The 18,026-nt window shown below is 43.0% G+C and carries 16 protein-coding genes; 10 read left to right on the forward strand and 6 right to left on the reverse strand.

Annotated features, from left to right (window positions below):
• Positions 1-104: 104 nt before the first annotated feature.
• Complete coding sequence (locus tag FTU46_RS03195; protein WP_180003218.1) at positions 105-779, forward strand: YidB family protein; 675 nt, start codon at positions 105-107, stop codon at positions 777-779.
• 58 nt (positions 780-837) lie between these two features.
• Here FTU46_RS03195 and FTU46_RS03200 read toward each other — a convergent pair whose 3' ends face one another.
• From FTU46_RS03200 to FTU46_RS03210, 3 genes are read right to left on the reverse strand one after another with little or no spacing between them, the layout of a single operon-like run.
• On the reverse strand, positions 838-1,458 hold the full coding sequence (locus FTU46_RS03200; RefSeq protein WP_034702547.1) for an OB-fold-containig protein: 621 nt from the start codon (positions 1,456-1,458) through the stop codon (positions 838-840).
• 20 nt (positions 1,459-1,478) lie between these two features.
• A complete protein-coding gene (locus FTU46_RS03205; protein ID WP_373684488.1) occupies positions 1,479-1,787 on the reverse strand; it encodes a Rieske (2Fe-2S) protein in 309 nt (102 codons plus the stop codon).
• A 14-nt stretch (positions 1,788-1,801) separates the two neighbouring features.
• Positions 1,802-2,806 carry an adenosine kinase gene (locus tag FTU46_RS03210; RefSeq protein WP_180104323.1) on the reverse strand — a complete coding sequence of 335 codons (1,005 nt, stop codon included), beginning with the start codon at positions 2,804-2,806 and terminating at the stop codon, positions 1,802-1,804.
• Between the two features lie 261 nt (positions 2,807-3,067).
• On the opposite strand from FTU46_RS03210, the gene FTU46_RS03215 reads away from it, so the two are divergent.
• The 3 genes from FTU46_RS03215 (at position 3,068) to FTU46_RS03225 (ending at position 7,769) form a co-directional block, all read left to right on the forward strand.
• Positions 3,068-3,517, forward strand: a complete 450-nt coding sequence (locus tag FTU46_RS03215) for a GNAT family N-acetyltransferase (RefSeq protein ID WP_034170350.1) — start codon at positions 3,068-3,070, stop codon at positions 3,515-3,517.
• Between the two features lie 147 nt (positions 3,518-3,664).
• The gene (locus FTU46_RS03220; protein ID WP_180104324.1) at positions 3,665-6,604 is read left to right on the forward strand and encodes an insulinase family protein; all 2,940 of its coding nucleotides are present in this window, start codon (positions 3,665-3,667) and stop codon (positions 6,602-6,604) included.
• 22 nt (positions 6,605-6,626) lie between these two features.
• Entirely contained in the window at positions 6,627-7,769 is a 1,143-nt protein-coding gene (locus FTU46_RS03225; RefSeq protein ID WP_159122738.1) for a phospholipase A, read from the forward strand.
• A 63-nt stretch (positions 7,770-7,832) separates the two neighbouring features.
• Here FTU46_RS03225 and FTU46_RS03230 read toward each other — a convergent pair whose 3' ends face one another.
• The 3 genes from FTU46_RS03230 to ilvA all read right to left on the reverse strand — a co-directional run bounded on the left by FTU46_RS03230 (position 7,833) and on the right by ilvA (position 11,528).
• Positions 7,833-9,173 (reverse strand): TrkH family potassium uptake protein, encoded by a 1,341-nt coding sequence (locus FTU46_RS03230; protein ID WP_004786026.1) that lies wholly within the window; start codon positions 9,171-9,173, stop codon positions 7,833-7,835.
• Positions 9,170-9,826 (reverse strand): TrkA family potassium uptake protein, encoded by a 657-nt coding sequence (locus tag FTU46_RS03235; RefSeq protein WP_180017729.1) that lies wholly within the window; start codon positions 9,824-9,826, stop codon positions 9,170-9,172. Before FTU46_RS03235 ends, FTU46_RS03230 begins: the two co-directional genes overlap by 4 nt.
• 163 nt (positions 9,827-9,989) lie before the next feature.
• Positions 9,990-11,528 (reverse strand): threonine ammonia-lyase, biosynthetic, encoded by a 1,539-nt coding sequence (ilvA, locus tag FTU46_RS03240; RefSeq protein ID WP_179992338.1) that lies wholly within the window; start codon positions 11,526-11,528, stop codon positions 9,990-9,992.
• A gap of 104 nt (positions 11,529-11,632) precedes the next feature.
• Here ilvA and rpiA point away from each other — a divergent pair, with 104 nt between their 5' ends.
• The 6 genes from rpiA (at position 11,633) to clpA (ending at position 17,924) form a co-directional block, all read left to right on the forward strand.
• A complete protein-coding gene (gene rpiA, locus FTU46_RS03245) occupies positions 11,633-12,304 on the forward strand; it encodes a ribose-5-phosphate isomerase RpiA (protein ID WP_180104325.1) in 672 nt (223 codons plus the stop codon).
• Between the two features lie 144 nt (positions 12,305-12,448).
• Entirely contained in the window at positions 12,449-13,129 is a 681-nt protein-coding gene (locus FTU46_RS03250; RefSeq protein ID WP_180104326.1) for a M48 family metallopeptidase, read from the forward strand.
• Positions 13,130-13,327: 198 nt separating this feature from the next.
• Positions 13,328-14,383: an N-acetyl-gamma-glutamyl-phosphate reductase gene (argC, locus tag FTU46_RS03255; RefSeq protein WP_180104380.1), complete on the forward strand. Its 1,056-nt coding sequence runs from the start codon at positions 13,328-13,330 to the stop codon at positions 14,381-14,383.
• 76 nt (positions 14,384-14,459) lie between these two features.
• On the forward strand, positions 14,460-15,206 hold the full coding sequence (locus tag FTU46_RS03260) for a DUF6776 family protein (protein ID WP_175967514.1): 747 nt from the start codon (positions 14,460-14,462) through the stop codon (positions 15,204-15,206).
• An 18-nt stretch (positions 15,207-15,224) separates the two neighbouring features.
• Positions 15,225-15,638: an ATP-dependent Clp protease adapter ClpS gene (gene clpS, locus FTU46_RS03265; RefSeq protein ID WP_034170359.1), complete on the forward strand. Its 414-nt coding sequence runs from the start codon at positions 15,225-15,227 to the stop codon at positions 15,636-15,638.
• Positions 15,639-15,647: 9 nt separating this feature from the next.
• Positions 15,648-17,924, forward strand: a complete 2,277-nt coding sequence (gene clpA / locus FTU46_RS03270; RefSeq protein WP_034702512.1) for an ATP-dependent Clp protease ATP-binding subunit ClpA — start codon at positions 15,648-15,650, stop codon at positions 17,922-17,924.
• The last annotated feature ends 102 nt before the right edge of the window (positions 17,925-18,026 follow it).

Raw genomic sequence — 18,026 nt, forward strand, 5'->3', positions numbered from 1 at the left:
GCTAGGAAGGACTTATATCAGTATTGCAAATATTAACAAAATCCTGCATGGAAAATATAAGCCCAGACTCTATTCTGTAGAGAAGGCGTATACAGGAATGAGTTATGACCAATCTTAGTAGTATTGTGGAAATGCTGGCCAAGCAAGCTTTAGGAAATAACCAAGCCCAATCCCAGCAGCGTTCATCCCAGCAAGGGGGATTGGCAGATATTCTTGGATCAGTATTGGGTCATATCAATAATGCCAATCAGCAAAACCAGAACCCAAATCAGCAGCATCAAAACTCACAACAGCAAAACAAGCAAAATGGCCTAGGTGCAATTTTAGGTTCTGTACTCAGCCAGCTCGGCGGTGGGAGCCAATCTTCCGCTCGACCAAGTTCTGGACTGGGTGGCAGTTCAACAACAAAGACTTTATTGATTGCTGTCTTGCCTCTGGTCTTGGCCTGGATTCAGAAACAGGGCGGTTTGCAAGGAGCATTGGATAAACTCAAAGGACAAGGTTTAAATAGCCAGGTTGATGACTGGGTCTCTACTGGCCCGGGTGAAAATGCCAATGTCGATCCGCAGCAGGTACAAAACCTGTTTGATGACCAGGAAGTAGAACAGGTCGCAGAACAGACCCATGTGCCTAAACAGGATGTCTATAGCGCCATTTCTCAGGTCTTGCCGCAGATTATTGATTCACTGACACCACAAGGTGAGCAAACCAGCAAGCAGGAAGCCAATAATGATATTCAGAATGTATTGAATATGGTCTCAGGCTTGTTTAAAAAATAAATCTATCTATCCAATAAAAAATCCCGACTTTTAGCCGGGATTTTTTCTATTGAATTCTTTAAGCTTCTTCCAGATTCAAGCTAAAGAGTCGGTTGGATTTACAGATCTTCTTGGCCACATAATGCGATTTTCTAAGACGGATTAAAATAATCTGAGACTGAAATTCCAGTTCGCCAAATTCAGGTTCAACCTGAACATAGTGTAACTGACCATACTCATCCCGAACTCGCGCTTGGGCAGAAAAGCCAGGACGGGCATTACCGCTTGAAATTGTAGCTAAACGGCCTAATAGGTTTACATCATTCTTTTTATATTTAGGTGGAATAACCTGATCCAGACAATGAATCATAAATACGGTAAAGAAAATCGCAATGATCAATGCCGGTAGAATGATGTAATAGGCAGGTAAGAAATGATATTCCTGTGAATAGATCAGAAACTGAAGAAAATAGCCGGAAAAGCTAAAATTCATCAGGAAGAAAAAAACAATCAGGGTTTTGGAAAATTTGACATTTAGCCATTCAACATTCTGAAAGTCATATGGAGAAATGCGTTCCAGGAGTTGACTGGGTTTAAGCTTAAAATAGAAGGCAACTGTTTTTGCCACGCCAAGCAGAATGATGAACAATAAACTGAGATGAAATGGCATCAGGTTATAGTCAAGTAAAAACTCAGGCATGGCAAAATCCGTTTTAGCTATTATTCTGAAAGATAAATTCCGCCATCAGAATGCACGGTAATATCAACTTTTTCAAGTGATTGGCCTTGACAAGGTCCAGAAATACATTCACCGCTTTCGACTACGAACAGCGCGCCATGAGTAGAGCATTCAATAAACTCCTGATCACGGTCTAGAAACTGGTTTTCCAAAAATTCCAGTTCTACCTGTAAATGTGGACAAATATTCTGGTAAGCATAAAACGAACCATCACGCTGGGTGATAAAAATTGTATCCCCATTCGGAAGTTCAAAAGAGCGCGCTTCACGCTCTGGAATATCGTCAGTCATGCAAATTTTAAACATTAAGCACATTCCTTAAGAACATCTTTTAATAATGCTGCGTATTCTGAAACCGCCAGACGTGGACCAAATTGCGCTACCACTTGGCTAGACACTAAAATTGCCAGTTCTGCTGCTGTTTTTAAACCAAGACCCGCATTAAGTGCATATAAAAAAGCACCCGCGAAAGCATCGCCAGCACCATTCGCATCCAAGGCAGTTACAGCACGACCCGGTACAGTGAAGGTTTCACCATTATTGGAAATAAGCGCACCCTCAGCTGACATTGTAATGACAACGTATTGACTTAATTCTTTAAGTTTAGCCAGAGCTGCTTCGATTGTATCTGTTCCGGTATACATTAATGCTTCTTGCTGGTTGCAGAACAAGAGATCTACACCATCTGCAATCATTTCATCCAGACCGGCACGGGCATATTGCACCATCGCAGGGTCAGAAAGAGTGAATGCGATTTTAACCCTATTGGCTCTGGCAATTTCACGCGCCTGTTTTACGGCCTGACGTGCTGTTTCGGAAGTGGATAGATAACCTTCGATATAGAGCCATTTAGCAGTTGTTAAAGGCTGGAAGTCAATCTGTTCATCTGTGAGTTCAGCAGTAATACCTAAATAGGTATGCATGGTACGTTCAGAATCTGGGCTGACCAGAACCATACAGGTACCTGTTACGCCTTCACTAATCGATTGGGTTGTAGTTTTAATGCCAGCTTCATTTAAGCCATGCAGATAGATATGACCCAAATCATCATTACCGACACGACAGGCATAGAATGCAGAGCCGCCCAAAGCTGCAAATGCAACTGTAGTATTGGCTGCTGAACCGCCTGAAGCCTGACCTTTATAAGTTTGAGTTGCTTTTAAGTTTTGATACAGAGTAGCCTGAGCTTCACCATCCGCAAGTTGCATGGTGCCTTTTTGCAAGTGATGTGCAGTTAAAAACTCATCAGAAACTTTAAATTCCTGGTCAATCAGCGCATTGCCAATCGCAAAAAGGTCAACAGTAGACATATCCAAATATCACATTAAAAATGAAAGTGCTAAGTTTACACGATTGCTCGGGTTTGCTGTAGTTCACTGAAAAATTTTCAGAATACTTTAAAAAATACTGTAACTTATTCAGCTTGAATCTTTGGTCTAAGAATTGATTTATTTTTAAACGGTAGCGAGTGCAGCCATTGATTTAAAGGTTGGATTTTATTTATAAGATTAGAGTACCAAGCAGTTATACTGGTGCGACATTTGAACAATCATCTAAAACAGTGTGGGTATATGGATATTAAGATTGTAACAGCCGAGCAGCTCCCTGATCAGATTGACACTTTAGCGACACTGGCGCGTAAAGAAGGTTATGACCTGATTGATAAGTTAATTGAAGAATACCGCACTGGAAAAAACTGTTTCAGTCAAAATAATGAATTTCTGGCCTGTGCCTATGATGGCAATAAACTGATTGCCTGTGGCGGCTTAAACCAGCAATGGGGCGATAACGGCATTGAAGAAAGAATTGGCCGGGTACGTCGCTTCTATGTGCATCCAAAATATCGTCAACATGGTGTAGGTAAGCAGCTTCTAGCTTATCTGGAGCAGTTGGCACGACCATTTTATTCAGCACTTTGTTTACAGACCGATACTAAACTGGCCGCCAGTTTCTATCAAAAACAGAACTATGTCTTTGTTGAAAACCACCCGAGTTATAACTATTTCAAGTATATGATCTAGAGATCATTGCCAAACCTGATCATTTAAAAATCAGATGATCAGGTTTACTTAATTCGATCAAAATCCTCGGTTTTCTGCGTGAATAATTCAAACAACTACAGCTATAATGCGAATAATAATTTTTTAATTTAAGCATTAGGAGATCGCATGACTGTAGATGTCACTGAAACCATTTCTCAAACTGTACATCCTGCGTTTCAGTTGGTACGTCAACAACATGTTGAAGCTTTAGACATTTTAGTGTCTGAATATAAGCATAAAGTGACTGGCGCCACCCATTATCATCTGGCGACCAATCATGATGAAAATGTTTTTCTTGTTGCGTTTCGCACTCAGCCAATGGATTCGAAAGGTGAAGCGCACATTCTGGAACATACTGCACTGTGCGGCTCAGAAAAATTCCCGGTACGTGATCCGTTCTTCCTGATGATTCGCCGTTCGCTTAATACTTTTATGAATGCCTTTACAGCGGCAGACTGGACGGCTTATCCATTCGCAACTCAAAATGATAAAGACTTCCAGAACTTATTAGAAGTGTATATGGATGCGGCTTTCGCTGCGAACCTGAATCCGTTGGATTTTGCTCAGGAAGGCATCCGTATTGAACTGGAAAATGGCGAACCGGTATATAAAGGTGTGGTATTTAATGAAATGAAAGGGGCAATGAGCTCACCTTCAGATCAGCTTTATCATACTTTGGCGCATCACTTATTCCCGGACACTACCTATCACTACAACTCAGGCGGCGATCCTAAAGATATTCCAGACCTGACTTATGAAGAGTTGGTGAATTTCTATAAAACGCATTATCACCCAAGTAATGCAGTATTTATGACCTTTGGTAATAAATCTGCTGCTGAGTTACAGGAACAGTTTGAAAATCTGGCGCTGTCTAAATTTGGAAAAGGTGAAACACTTTATTCAACGCCAGAAACCCGTTTAACTGCGCCACTCAATGTAACAGAAACCTATGCAGTTGATGGGGAAGATCTGAAGGACAAGACTTATCACGTATTGTCATGGTTATTGCCAGAAGCGAGTGATATCAAGTTACGTTTAGGCTTGCGTCTGGTAGAAGGGATTTTGCTGGAAGATTCAGCATCTCCCTTACGTCATTACTTGGAAACCTGTGGTTATGCACAGTCAACTGGCCCATTCATGGGCGTAGATGATTCCAACTTTGAAATGACCTTCTACTGCGCGGTTCAAGGTTCAAACCCGGAACATGCTGAAGAATTCAAAAACGGAGTTTTCAAAGTTCTGGAAGATGTTGCCTCTAAACCTGTTGATCAACAGGCAGTAGATGCGATCCTGCATCAGATCGAATTGCATCAGCGTGAAATCAATGGTGATGGTACACCTTATGGCCTAAGCCTGATCTTGAGCGGTTTAAGCAGTGCAATTCACCATCGTGATCCGGTTGAAGTCTGGGATGTGGATTCTGCGATTGCTTCAGTAAAAGAAGAGTTGCAAGATCCAATGTGGCTGTCGAATCTGATTAAAGAGCATCTACTGGATAATCCGCACCGTGTTCAACTGACTTTAGTTCCAGATGCAACTAAATCTGCCAAAGAAGCGGAAGAAGAAAAAGCACGTCTGGCTGAAATTGGTAAAGCTTTAACTGAAGAGCAAAAAGCAGAGATCAATGCTCAAACTGAAGCGTTAAATATCCGCCAAGATACTCCAGATGATTTGAATCTGTTACCTAAGGTGGGTCTGGAAGATGTGCCTGCGGAATTGCAGATTGTTCAAGGCCAGTTGCGTGAGATTATCTGTAACCGCGTAGATACGCCGTTGAATCTTTATCATGCAGGTACCAATGGGATTTATTACCAACAGGTGTTGGTGAAAATTCCAGATGAAGTGGTGCAATCACCGTATTTCAACCTGTTGTCTATTTTAATGGGTGAAGTTGGTGCGGGTGAATATGATTACCTGCAATTCCAGCAACTGCAAACAGCAGTCAGTGGTGGTCTGGGCATGGGCGCTTCATTGCGTTCTAAAGTGGATGACAAAAACAAGATCAGTGCGTGGTTAACTTTAACGACTAAATCTTTGGCTAGCCATCTGGATGCGATCCGTCTGTTAAAGATCGGTTTTGAGCAGCTACGCTTTGATGAAAAAGGCCGTATTATTGAGTTATTACAACAGCGTAAAACTCGCTGGCAATCACGTATTTCCGGTTCGGGTCATAGCTATGCGATGCAAGTGGCATCACGTCAGCATAGCGCTCTAGCCTTGCGTGATTATCATAATACCGGTCTGGGTGCTTTGAACTGGCTGATTAACTTGGTCAATCAGGCTGAAAAAGATACAGCAGCTTATGATGCTATGATTGATGAATTAAAACGCATTCATACAGTCTTGCTACAAGCGCCAAAACAATTCCTGTTAGTGTGTGAAGAACAGCAGTCTGAGCGTTTGATTGAAGAAATTCAAAACGTGTGGGACAAACTGGAAGTGAATATTGCACCTGCAGAATTGACTCAGGTTGAAAAAGTTAATCATAGCAATGATGAAGCCTGGTTGATTCAGACTAATGTGCAGTTCTGTGCAGCGGCTTATCCTGCGGTAGAAGTTTCACATCCTGATGCTGCTGCCTTGATGGTATTGGCAGGCTACTTGCGTAATGGTTATCTGCATAGCGCAATCCGTGAAAAAGGCGGTGCTTATGGTGGTGGCGCAAGCTATGACGGAAATGCATGTTCTTTCCGCTTCTATAGTTATCGCGATCCACGCTTAGCAGAGACTTTCCAGGACTTTGATGCAAGTATCCAATGGTTGCTTAACGCACCTCAACAACCGCATCAGCTGGAAGAAGCCATCTTGGGTTTAATTGCCAGTATGGACAAACCGGGGTCACCAGCAGGTGAAGCGATTACTGCCTGTTATGCCTACCTGCATCAACGTACGCCAGCATTCCGTAAACAGCTTCGGGAACGTTTGTTGCATGTCACTTTAGATGATTTGAAACGTGTCGCACAGACTTATCTGGTTGAACAGCAAGCTTCAAAAGCGGTGGTTGCGCCATTTGCCAAACGAGAAACTTTAGAACAACTCGGCTTTACAATTCAGCAAGTTCAATAAATAAAAACAATGAGGATAGAGGATGGCGCTTAATTCTATTAAGCGCTCAACTTTGCAGCTGGGCGTTTTGCTTGGCTGTGTAGTTGGGACGCAAGTTAATGCGGAAGATAAAACTGTAGCAAGTAGTCCGATGCCGGCAACGGCGGAGGCTTGCTCTGCGGTTGAAACCAATTCAGAACGCTTGGCCTGTTATGATGCGGTATTTAAAATACCGGCCGATAGTAAGCCAGATATTGTTTCTGAACGGCGTGCAGCCATAGAAATTGCGCCCGAACCTGATAACCTCAAAGCAAAAATTGAACAGACCGTTTCCAATATCTATGCTTCAGAAGGATCAAAGCTGACTCCGACTTTATCCTTGCTGGATAGTCGTTGGGAATTGTCGCCGGAAAGTAAACTGGGTACCTGGAATATCCGTTCCTATCAGCCGATTTATCTGATGCCAGGATTCTGGACTTCCAAGAAAAACGAGTTTCCGCAAAGCGAAAACCCAAATAACACGGTTGAAGAAGACCAGAATTTGACCTCGATTGAGGGGAAATTCCAGTTATCTTTAAAAACCAAGGCGGTTGAAAATATTCTGGGTGATAACGGGGATCTTTGGCTGGGTTATACCCAGTCTTCACGCTGGCAGGTATATAACTCGGAAGAGTCCAGACCATTTCGTGAAACCAATTATGAGCCTGAAGCCAGCCTGATCTTCCGTACCAATTATGATCTGTTTGGTTTGAACTGGCGTATGCTGGGACTAACCCTGAATCATCAATCTAATGGCCGTTCCGATCCATTATCTCGTAGCTGGAACCGGGTAATGCTGAATCTCGGTTTTGAAAAAGACAACTTCGCCATGATGCTGCGCCCTTGGTATCGTATTGAAGAAGACCGGGCTGATGACAATAATCCCGAGATTAAAAACTATATCGGGCGTGGGGATTTAACTGCGTTTTATCGTCATAATGCCCACGATTTTTCCCTGATGTTGCGTCATACGCTAAAAGGTGGTGATGATAACCGTGGTGCAGTACAGTTTGACTGGTCATTTCCGATCAGTGGGCGTCTACGCGGTCAATTCCAGCTCTTTGATGGTTATGGTGAAAGTCTGATTGATTATAATCACCGTGCGACTTATGTGGGCTTGGGTGTATCCTTAATGAATTGGTACTAATCTGTTTCATGTAAAAAACCACGCTTAGGCGTGGTTTTTTGCTTATACCTATTCATTTAAATCTTAACCAATCTGAATTTCTGAAGGCGGATGTTTAAGACGGCTTTTCTTCGGTGTTGCAATTAAATAGGCAAGGGTCAAAGGTCCTAGACGACCCGCATACATCATCAGCATCAGAATGATTAAACTCGCTGGTTGTAATTCTCCAGTGACACCACGTGTTAATCCAACTGTACAGGCGGCAGAAACTGCTTCAAACAGCAAATCTAAAAAATCATGATCGGGTTCTAGAATGAGTAAACTCATAAAACCGGTCATGACCAGACCTGCAGTAATACACACAACCGCTAAGGCTTTAAAAGTAGTTTTCTCAGAAATAGAATGGTTGAACAAGCGAATTTCATCTTCACGGCGTAAAAAACTGATTACGCTAATGACCACAATAATAAACGTGCCAACTTTAATTCCACCCGCCGTACTTAAGGAACCGCCACCAATAAACATTAAAAAAATGGTGACTAGACTTGAGGCATCGCTCATCTGGTCCATGGGCAGACTATAAAAACCCGAAGAGCGGGGAACAGTGGCATGGAACCAGGCATTGAGTGCCTGATCACCTACACTCATCAGCGCTAAAGTCTGTGGATTAGAGGCTTCGAGTAACCAGAGCACAATAAAAGCACTCAGGTTCAGGCCCATAATCGTCGTTAGAATCAGCTTGCTATTCGGACTGAGCTTGCGCCAGCTTTTATTCTGTTTTACATCCATCAGAACCAGAAATCCGATCCCGCCAATGATATATAGCATGCTGATCGTGAAGGTCACGAAATACTGGCCGGAAAAGCTCATCAAGCTATTCGGGAAAAGAGAAAACCCGCCATTATTAAACGCAGAAACACTATAGAAAGCCGCATAAAACAGCGCTTCACCAAAAGGATAATCTTCCAGCCACGCCAAGGTTAAAATCAGGGTGCCAATTGCTTCAAAAAACAGGGAATATAGGAATACCGCTTTAATGGTAAAACTGACTTTCTTCAAACTGGTCTGGCCAATAGATTCCTGTGCCATCACTTGCTGTCTTAAACCAAGTTTAGGTGACAGGCTCATGAAGGCGAGTATGGCAAAGGTCATAAAGCCGAGGCCACCACATTGCAGCAGGAACATAATCACGACCTGCCCAAAGGGTGTATAAGCTTCACCAACATTGACCACAGATAGCCCGGTAATCGTCACTGCAGAAGTAGCTGTAAAAATCGCCTCTAACCAGCTAATTTCAGTTTGATGGGCAAAGGGCAGCATCAGTAATAAAGAACCAATAAAAATCAGCCCGAGAAAACCTAAGGCCAGCAGACTCGGTGGACTGAGATTGACAATCCTGTTCTGGTTTAAATTTGAGCTTTTCATATGGCCTTAAAATGCTTGGACAAACGGCGTAGAGGGTCCAGCAATCCTTCGACCACCAGAATGTCACCTTCCTTAAGTAATAGTTCAAGATCTACGATATGTTGTATTTCAGTGCCACGTTTATGCAAAAGAACTTTAATTTCGGGAACCTGACTCATTAACTGGTGTAAAGGAGTATCATGATGATCGGCATGAATCTCGATTTTGACAATATAATGATCATCTTCAAGTGACATATAACGGCTAACCATCGGGTAGCTGAGTGATTGTGCCACACGGACGCCCATATCTTCTTCAGGGTGAATAATTTTTTCGACGTTCAGATGAGTCAAAATCATATGGTGGGCTTTAGATTTGGCTTTGGCCCAGATTTTCTTTACACCCATATTTTTTAGATGCAGTACACACAGAATGCTGGCTTCAATATCTTCACCAATCGCGACTACGACTGCTTCACAGCGCTGGATATCCAGTTCATCCAGGACATGCTCATCGGTTGCATCGGCAATCACCGCATGGGTAAGCTGATCGGAAATATTTTCCACATATTTTTTGTCGAGATCGATTCCAATCACATCATGTTTCAGGCTGATCAGTTGAGTCGCCACTGTTGCACCGAAGCTGCCCAGCCCAATGACTGCAAATAATGCCATGCATATTTCCCTAAATCTTTTTTATTTCAAATCAGTTCATGTCTAAGTACGTATCTTAAAGATTTTTATAGTTTTCAGCTATCTGGCCTTACATAAATACTTCATACATTTTTTTAGCTGGACATAAAAAAACCGCCTCGAAAGGCGGTTTATATCAAACTGATTATTTCAAGAAACGCTGATAACCCAGGTTGTTGGTGATTTCTTCATATGGATAAGTAATGCTTTCCAATGTCTCAATCAAACCATCTGGATTTTGCTGTGCATCTTCTGCTTCCAGGCCGACCAGTACGCGACCTTCTGCAGCGCCGTGGTTACGGTAATGGAACAGGGTGATGTTATGCGTTGGGCCAAGACGTTCCAGGAACATTAGCAGGGCACCTGGACGTTCCGGGAATTCCACACGGAACAGACGCTCATTTTCAATATCAGCATGACCGCCAATCAGGTAACGGATATGTAGTTTTGCGACTTCGTCATCAGACAGATCATCAACATCGTAGTCGAATTTCAGGTTTTCATAGATTTCCTGACGTTCTTTTTCACCATTTTTCAGGCTGATACCGACAAAGACCTGAGCTGCAGAAGCATCACTTGAACGGTAGTTAAACTCTGTGATATTACGGCCTTGTAGTGCACGGCAGAATTTCAGGAATGAACCTTTTTCTTCTGGAATAGTTACGGCAAAGATAGCTTCTTTGCGTTCGCCGAGTTCTGTACGTTCGGCAATATAGCGCAGACGGTCGAAGTTCATGTTCGCACCGCAAACAATCGATACGATGTTTTTGCCTTGAATGCCGTGTTCAGCGACATATTTTTTAATCCCTGCCAACGCCATTGCACCTGACGGTTCTACGATGCTACGGCATTCATCATAAGTATCTTTAATTGCTGCACAGACTTCATCGGTATTGACCAGTACCACATCAGGTTCAACAATTGGGCCAGAATTATCTGATTTTTGCAGACGGATCACATCAAATGGTTTTTCACCAATTTGTGCCACCGCAGTACCATCGGCAAATAAACCGACAGATGGAAGAATCACACGTTCATTGGCTTCTAAGGCCGCTTTTAAGCACGCGGATTCATCATATTCCACAGGAATAACTTTGACATGCGGAGCAACATCTCCCAAGTACGCTGCAACACCGGCAATCAGGCCACCACCACCAACAGCAACGAAGACATATTCTACATCGCGCCATTGACGCAGGATTTCATTGGCAATCGTACCTTGACCGGCCATCACCAGTTCATCGTCATAAGGTGGAATAAAGGTCATGCCATCTTCTTCGGCACGTTGAATCGCATATTTATTGGCAACATCAAATGAATCACCGTGCAATACGACTTCGCCACCTAAGCGTTTTACCGCTTGAACCTTGATATCAGGCGTAGTTTTTGGCATCACGATAATCGCGCGAATCCCCAGCTTTTTCCCTGACAGCGCCACGCCTTGGGCATGGTTGCCTGCTGAAGCTGTGATAACGCCACGTTCGAGTTGTGATTTCGGTAATTGACTAATACGGTTATAGGCACCGCGTAGTTTGAATGAAAAAACCGGTTGTAAATCTTCACGTTTAAAGCGAATGTTATTATTTAAGCGTTCGCTAATTCGTGGCGCTGCTTCGAGTGGGGTTTCGATTGCAACATCGTATACAGTTGCTTGTAAAATTTGTCGAACCAAACGAGACAGCATGTTAATTTTCCATCTAACAGTTTAAAATAAGCACTTATTGTAACAAACCACGCGGCTTTGCGGTTTAAAAATACTGCGAAAGTCCAAAATAGTTGAGTGATGTCATGAGTCTATATGCAACCCAAGATGAGAAAAAGCAAGCTGCAGCAAAAGCTGCGTTAAAGCACTTACCAAAAGGGGGCATTTTAGGCGTCGGTACTGGAAGTACTGTCAACTTCTTAATCGAACTTTTGCCTGAGCTTCAATTGGAAGCAGTAGTTGCAAGTTCTGAGGCCACTGCACAACGTCTTAAAAAATTAGGCATTGAAGTTGTCGATATGAATAGCGTAGGCGGTCTGGATGCCTATGTAGATGGTGCGGATGAAATCGACCGCCATATGCACATGATCAAAGGTGGCGGTGCTGCGCTGACACGTGAAAAAATCGTGGCGTCGATTGCGAAAAAATTCGTATGTATCGTCGATGATTCGAAATGGGTAGAGCAGTTGGGTCGTGATTTCCCATTACCTGTTGAAGTGATTCCAATGGCACGTTCAGCAGTCGCACGTAAGTTGGTGGCGTTAGGTGGTGATCCTGCTTACCGTGAAGGTGTCGTGACTGATAATGGAAATGTTATTTTGGATGTGCATAACCTGAATATTCTGAATGCGCTTGAGCTGGAAAAAACGATTAATGACATTCCAGGCGTCGTATGTAACGGTATTTTCGCGATCAATAAAGCGGATATTGCGATTGTTGCGACCAATAATGGTATTGAAGAGCGTACAGCGATTTAAGAAATCCTCCCTGACCCTCCTTTTTCAAAGGAGGGAAAAGTCTTTAATTTGATAAAGCTCCTCGAAACTTCTATAAGTTTGAACTTCCCCCTTTATTAAAGGGGGATCGAGGGGGATTAGTAAAATAACGATTAAATATAAAAAATGACCCTAAACGACCTGCCCGAAATCCAAATCACCCGAAATGTTCGCTCAACACGTCTCAGACTGCGTGTAGAGGGTGATCAAATCCGTTTAACCGCACCTGTATTTTGTAGCAAAAAACAGATTCAGAATTTTATTGACCAAGCGGAAAGCTGGCTACTCAAAACCTGGAAATTGCAGCAGGAAAAAAATCAAAGTATTGATAGATCCTTACCAGCAGAATTGCAGCTTTTCAATCAGGCTCAGCCAATCCAGATCGTGTATCAAAGTCAGAAGCAGAACTTCCTTTTTGATGCTGAAATATTACAGTTGTCGATTAGTGATCGAAATCCTGAAGGATATTTAAAAGCTTTTATTATTTCTTATGCCAAAGAGCAGCTGCCTGTTTATCTGAACAAAGTAAGTCAAGAAACAAGATTATCATTTAACATTTGTAATGTTCGCCAGCCGAAAACACGATGGGGCAGTTGTTCGGCCAAACATGACATTATGCTAAATAGCGGCATCATTTTATTTTCTGAAAAAATCGTGCGTTATTTATGTGTGCATGAACTGGCCCATACCCGGCATTTTGACCATAGTCCTCGTTTTTGGGCGGAAGTGGCCAAGCATGACCCAAATTATTTAATTCACCGTAAAATTCTGAAAAATACTGTCATGCCATATTGGTGGGCAGCTTAAGAATATCTTTAAAGGAACGAGGATAGTATTTATTTACTTCCAAATAGCCTAAGCAATAGGTATCATCCTCTCAAATTTTTTAAAAACACTCAAAATAAAAGGGTAAATAAAAAACCATCAATCCCTAGTGAAACAGTTTAGAAAACCTCAAGTTCCTGTCATACTACAGCCCATAAAGGAAACATCTAGTTTGAGGTAATCATCGTGATTTCAGTGGGTATTGTGGGTGGTACAGGTTATACAGGCGTTGAACTTTTACGTCTATTACTGCGACATCCGAATGTAGAGGTTAAAGCACTGACATCACGTACTGAAGCAGGCCGCCGTGTCGATGACATGTTCCCGAGTCTGCGTGGACATACGGATCTTCAGTTTTCTGACCTCAGCCTTGATCTTTTAAAAGCATGTGATGTGGTATTTTTCGCGACACCACATGGGGTTGCCATGAAACATGCTGAAGAACTTGTCGCAGCCAATACCAAGGTAATTGACCTTGCAGCGGATTTCCGTTTGCAAAATCTGGCACAGTTCGAAAAATGGTATGGCATGGAACATGCTTGCCCAGAAGTGTTAAAAGATTCTGTTTATGGTCTGTCTGAACTTAACCGTGACCAGATCAAACAGGCGAGTGTGATTGGTAATCCGGGCTGTTATCCAACGACGGTTCAGCTTGGTCTGGCACCAGTATTAAAATCAAGTGAGGCCTTGGTAAAACCAGAAAGTATTATTATCGATGCAAAATCAGGTGTATCAGGTGCAGGTCGTAAAGCCAGCCTGGGCATGATCTATTCTGAAAATGCTGATAACTTTAAGGCTTATGGCGTTGCGGGCCACCGTCACCATCCTGAAATCGTAGAAGCACTAGAAAATATTTCAGGTCAAAAAGGCGTGTTTGACCATATCCTGTTTGTGCCACATCTGGTGCCGATGATTCGTGGGATGTTATCAACGATTTATATCGATTTAACTGAAGCAGGTCAGGCAGCTGACTTGCAGTCACTGTACGAGCAGTTCTATGCCAATGAACAGTTTGTTGATGTGATGCCAGCAGGCAGTTCGCCAGAAACCCGTTCGGTGCGTGGTGCCAACCAGTTGCGTATCGCACTGTATAAGCCACAACCAGCCAAACTGGTGATTCTGGTGGCTCAGGACAATCTGGTCAAAGGTGCAGCTGGTCAGGCAGTACAGAACATGAACCTGATGTTCGGCTTTGCAGAAAATGCAGGCTTGAATAATATTGGTTTATTACCATAAAAAACGTATTAGAACTTCACACACATTTAGATTTGGATTTAAATGTGTGTCTTGAACAAAGTATACAGAGATCAAAATGCCGAATAATGAGTCAAACATGACGATCCAGGAACCCTCTACAAAGAAACCATTGATGAAAGGCAATACACCTTTGGTAATCGGTGCTGCTGTGTTGATTCTGGGTAGTGGCTTGCTGGGCTATACGGTCGGGCATCGGCAAGGTTTGACTGCGGTGGGCTTTGAGGCGGATGCAGAACAATTGGTTGAAGTAGTACAAAAACAGAAAACCAGTCTGGAAACACTGAATAAATCTCTGAATACAGCGGTACAGGAACGTGATCTGGCCGTTAGCAATGCTAATGATCTTTATCTGGCTGCAAATAAGGCGCGTGATGCTCAAGAGCAGGCTGAAAGCGTTGGTACGATCTATCGTGAGATTTTGCGTCAACGCGGTGGTCTGGCGCTGACAGTTCAACATCTGGGGATTAAAGCCTTGCCTGATAATGCCTTCGAATACCAGATTGATCTGATTCAGGTCAGCCCGGGCAAAAATCGCGCCTCTGGTACAGTGGAGCTACGTTTGATTAAGGGTACTGAAATTCTGGTCGTGCCGCTTGAAGATAAAAACTTTAATTTCGACAATTATGAACGTTTGACTGGTCGCTGGACCATGCCTAAAGGCTTCAAACCAGAATTTATTGAAGTGCGTCTCTCAGGGGCTAAGCCTGTGATTCGCCGTTTTAGCTGGGATCAGGGGAAAGCTGTTGAAAGCCAGTCAACAGTCCTGTCAGAGATTCCAAAAACTGAAGCAAATGCAAATTAAGTGTGAAATAGAAATCGTATGCCAAGCAATAAACGTCCAAAATGTTTAAGTGAGATCAAAAATTCTTTTTACGAGTCCGGCATGGTTGATTGGCATATTAGCCCGCGTTTAACAGACGAGCCTTTTCACGATGATGACGCTGACCTTGCAGTCCAGACTGCACCTCCTGAACTGAAGCGTCCACCGATGTATGCAGTGGTATTATTGAATGACGACTACACTCCAATGGAGTTTGTAATTGAAATTTTACAACAATACTTTGCAATGAATCTTGACCAAGCTACACAAGTAATGCTAACTGTACATTATGAAGGAAAAGGTGTAGCTGGGGTCTATCCTCGAGACATTGCGGAAACCAAAGCGAACCAAGTCAATAATTACGCTCGATCTCAAGGTCATCCTTTACTTTGCCAGATTGAGCCGAAAGATTAAGGGGGTTGCATGCTCAGTCGTCAATTAGAAGTATCACTACGTTTGGCTGTCAGCATGGCTCGTCAAAAGAGACATGAGTTCCTGACCGTAGAACATTTATTATTAGCTTTACTCGACAATGATTCTGCCGTGAATGCCTTAAAAGCATGTGGTGCAGATATTATCGTTTTGCGTAAAGAATTAGAAGAGTACGTAGAACAACATACCCCTAAACTCGGTGAAAATAGTGATCAGGCACCTCATCCTACAGAAAGTTTTGACCGGATTTTGCAACGTGCAATTTTCCATGTTCAATCCAGTGGCGGTGATCGTACTGTAGAAGGTGCCGATATTCTGGTTGCGATGTATTCTGAGCGTGATTCTTTTGCGGTTTATCTGCTTAAACGTCATCAGATTAACCGTCTGACTTTAACCCAGTATCTTTCTCATGGTACACGTAAAGACGAAGTGCAGTCTGAAGAAGAAATTGAAGAGCTAGATGGTGAATCGGCTTCTTCCAATAATTCTGGTCCACTAGAGTTATATACGACAAACCTGAATCAGGAAGCTCAACGCGGCAAGACAGATCCATTGATTGGCCGTGAAAAAGAAATTGAGCGTGCAGCACAAATTCTTTGCCGCCGTCGTAAAAATAATCCCTTACTTGTCGGTGATCCAGGTGTAGGTAAAACTTCAATTGCTGAAGGTCTGGCTTGGTTAATTGTCAATGGCAAGGCACCTAAGCCACTGGAAAATGCTGAAATCTATAGCCTAGACATCGGCGCACTGGTGGCGGGAACTAAATACCGTGGTGATTTCGAAAAGCGTTTAAAACAACTATTAAATGCCTTGAAGAAAAAACCAGATGCAGTACTGTTCATTGATGAAATTCATATGATCATCGGTGCAGGTTCAAGCATGGGCAGCACCATGGATGCATCGAATCTGATTAAGCCTGCATTGGCAAATGGTTCGTTGCGTTGCATCGGTTCAACCACATTCCAGGAATACCGTCAGGTCTTTGAAAAAGATCATGCCTTATCACGTCGGTTCCAAAAAATAGATGTGAATGAGCCTTCGATTACAGAAACAATTGATATCTTGCGTGGCCTGAAATCTAAATTTGAAGATTTCCACCATGTGCAGTATGACGATCAGGCACTGGTTTCTGCGGTTGAACTGTCAGCGAAATTTATTAATGACCGTTTCTTGCCAGATAAAGCGATTGACGTGATTGATGAGGCCGGTGCACAACGCCGTTTGAAAGCTGAGCAAGATGACAGCCTGATTACAGTTGAAAACATCGAAGACATTGTGTCCAAGATTGCCCGTATTCCACCGAAAACGGTTTCTAAAGATGACAAGTCTGTACTGGAGAACCTTGAGCGTGATCTGAAACGTGTGGTCTTCGGCCAAGATGAAGCAATTGAAGCTTTAGCTTCTGCGATCAAACTGTCTCGTGCAGGTTTGAAATCGCCTGATAAGCCAGTCGGTAGTTTTGTCTTCGCAGGTCCAACGGGTGTAGGTAAAACTGAAGTCACCAAGCAATTGGCGAAAATTTTGGGTGTAGAGCTGGTACGTTTTGACATGTCCGAATACATGGAACGTCATGCAGTCTCTCGTCTGATCGGTGCGCCTCCAGGTTATGTTGGTTTTGACCAAGGTGGTTTGCTGACCGATGCGATTCACAAAAATCCGCATTGTGTATTACTTCTAGATGAGATTGAAAAAGCGCATCCAGATGTATTCAACTTGCTATTACAAATCATGGATCATGGTTCCTTAACGGATAATAATGGTCGTAAGTCCGATTTCCGTAATGTGGTACTGGTTCTAACGACTAATATTGGTGCGGAAAGTATTTCCCGCGTCAGCATTGGTTTCATGGAACAGGATAACAGTAATGACAACCAGGAAGCGATGAAGAAAGCGTTCTCGCCAGAATTCCGTAACCGTCTGGACGGCGTGATTCAATTCAAGGCATTGCCGAATACCATTATTGAAAATGTCGTGGATAAATTCCTGACTGAACTTCAGGCACAATTGGATGAGAAGAAAGTGGTGCTGGAGGTGGATCAAAGCGCACGTGAGTGGATGGCTGAAAATGGCTATGATCGCTTGATGGGTGCTCGACCAATGCAGCGTCTGATTCAGGAACATCTGAAAAAACCACTGGCTGAAATGATCCTGTTTGGTGAACTGGCTGAAAATGGTGGTAACGTTTCAGTTTCTGTGAAGAAAGAAAATGGTAAGTCTGTCGGTCTGAAACTTGAAGTCTTCGAAGATCAGACTGCTGAACCAGCTTAATCATTGAATAGATCATTATCAGACCCGTGTTCGCACGGGTTTTGTTGTTTTATTTACCCTTAATTTATGTACTCTTGGTTTAAAGAATTTCTGATTTAGCGA

The sequence above is a fragment of the Acinetobacter sp. YH12108 genome, from assembly GCF_013419055.1.
GTDB lineage: Bacteria > Pseudomonadota > Gammaproteobacteria > Pseudomonadales > Moraxellaceae > Acinetobacter.

Excerpts from the sequence above, each read along its gene's own strand:
- FTU46_RS03195 (WP_180003218.1), top strand. The coding sequence starts at position 105 with ATGACCAATCTTAGTAGTATTGTGGAAATGCTGGCCAAGCAAGCTTTA.
- FTU46_RS03200 (WP_034702547.1), bottom strand. The coding sequence starts at position 1,458 with ATGCCTGAGTTTTTACTTGACTATAACCTGATGCCATTTCATCTCAGT.
- FTU46_RS03205 (WP_373684488.1), bottom strand. The coding sequence starts at position 1,787 with ATGACTGACGATATTCCAGAGCGTGAAGCGCGCTCTTTTGAACTTCCG.
- FTU46_RS03210 (WP_180104323.1), bottom strand. The coding sequence starts at position 2,806 with ATGTCTACTGTTGACCTTTTTGCGATTGGCAATGCGCTGATTGACCAG.
- FTU46_RS03215 (WP_034170350.1), top strand. The coding sequence starts at position 3,068 with ATGGATATTAAGATTGTAACAGCCGAGCAGCTCCCTGATCAGATTGAC.
- FTU46_RS03220 (WP_180104324.1), top strand. The coding sequence starts at position 3,665 with ATGACTGTAGATGTCACTGAAACCATTTCTCAAACTGTACATCCTGCG.
- FTU46_RS03225 (WP_159122738.1), top strand. The coding sequence starts at position 6,627 with ATGGCGCTTAATTCTATTAAGCGCTCAACTTTGCAGCTGGGCGTTTTG.
- FTU46_RS03230 (WP_004786026.1), bottom strand. The coding sequence starts at position 9,173 with ATGAAAAGCTCAAATTTAAACCAGAACAGGATTGTCAATCTCAGTCCA.
- FTU46_RS03235 (WP_180017729.1), bottom strand. The coding sequence starts at position 9,826 with ATGGCATTATTTGCAGTCATTGGGCTGGGCAGCTTCGGTGCAACAGTG.
- ilvA (WP_179992338.1), bottom strand. The coding sequence starts at position 11,528 with ATGCTGTCTCGTTTGGTTCGACAAATTTTACAAGCAACTGTATACGAT.
- rpiA (WP_180104325.1), top strand. The coding sequence starts at position 11,633 with ATGAGTCTATATGCAACCCAAGATGAGAAAAAGCAAGCTGCAGCAAAA.
- FTU46_RS03250 (WP_180104326.1), top strand. The coding sequence starts at position 12,449 with ATGACCCTAAACGACCTGCCCGAAATCCAAATCACCCGAAATGTTCGC.
- FTU46_RS03260 (WP_175967514.1), top strand. The coding sequence starts at position 14,460 with ATGCCGAATAATGAGTCAAACATGACGATCCAGGAACCCTCTACAAAG.
- clpS (WP_034170359.1), top strand. The coding sequence starts at position 15,225 with ATGCCAAGCAATAAACGTCCAAAATGTTTAAGTGAGATCAAAAATTCT.
- clpA (WP_034702512.1), top strand. The coding sequence starts at position 15,648 with ATGCTCAGTCGTCAATTAGAAGTATCACTACGTTTGGCTGTCAGCATG.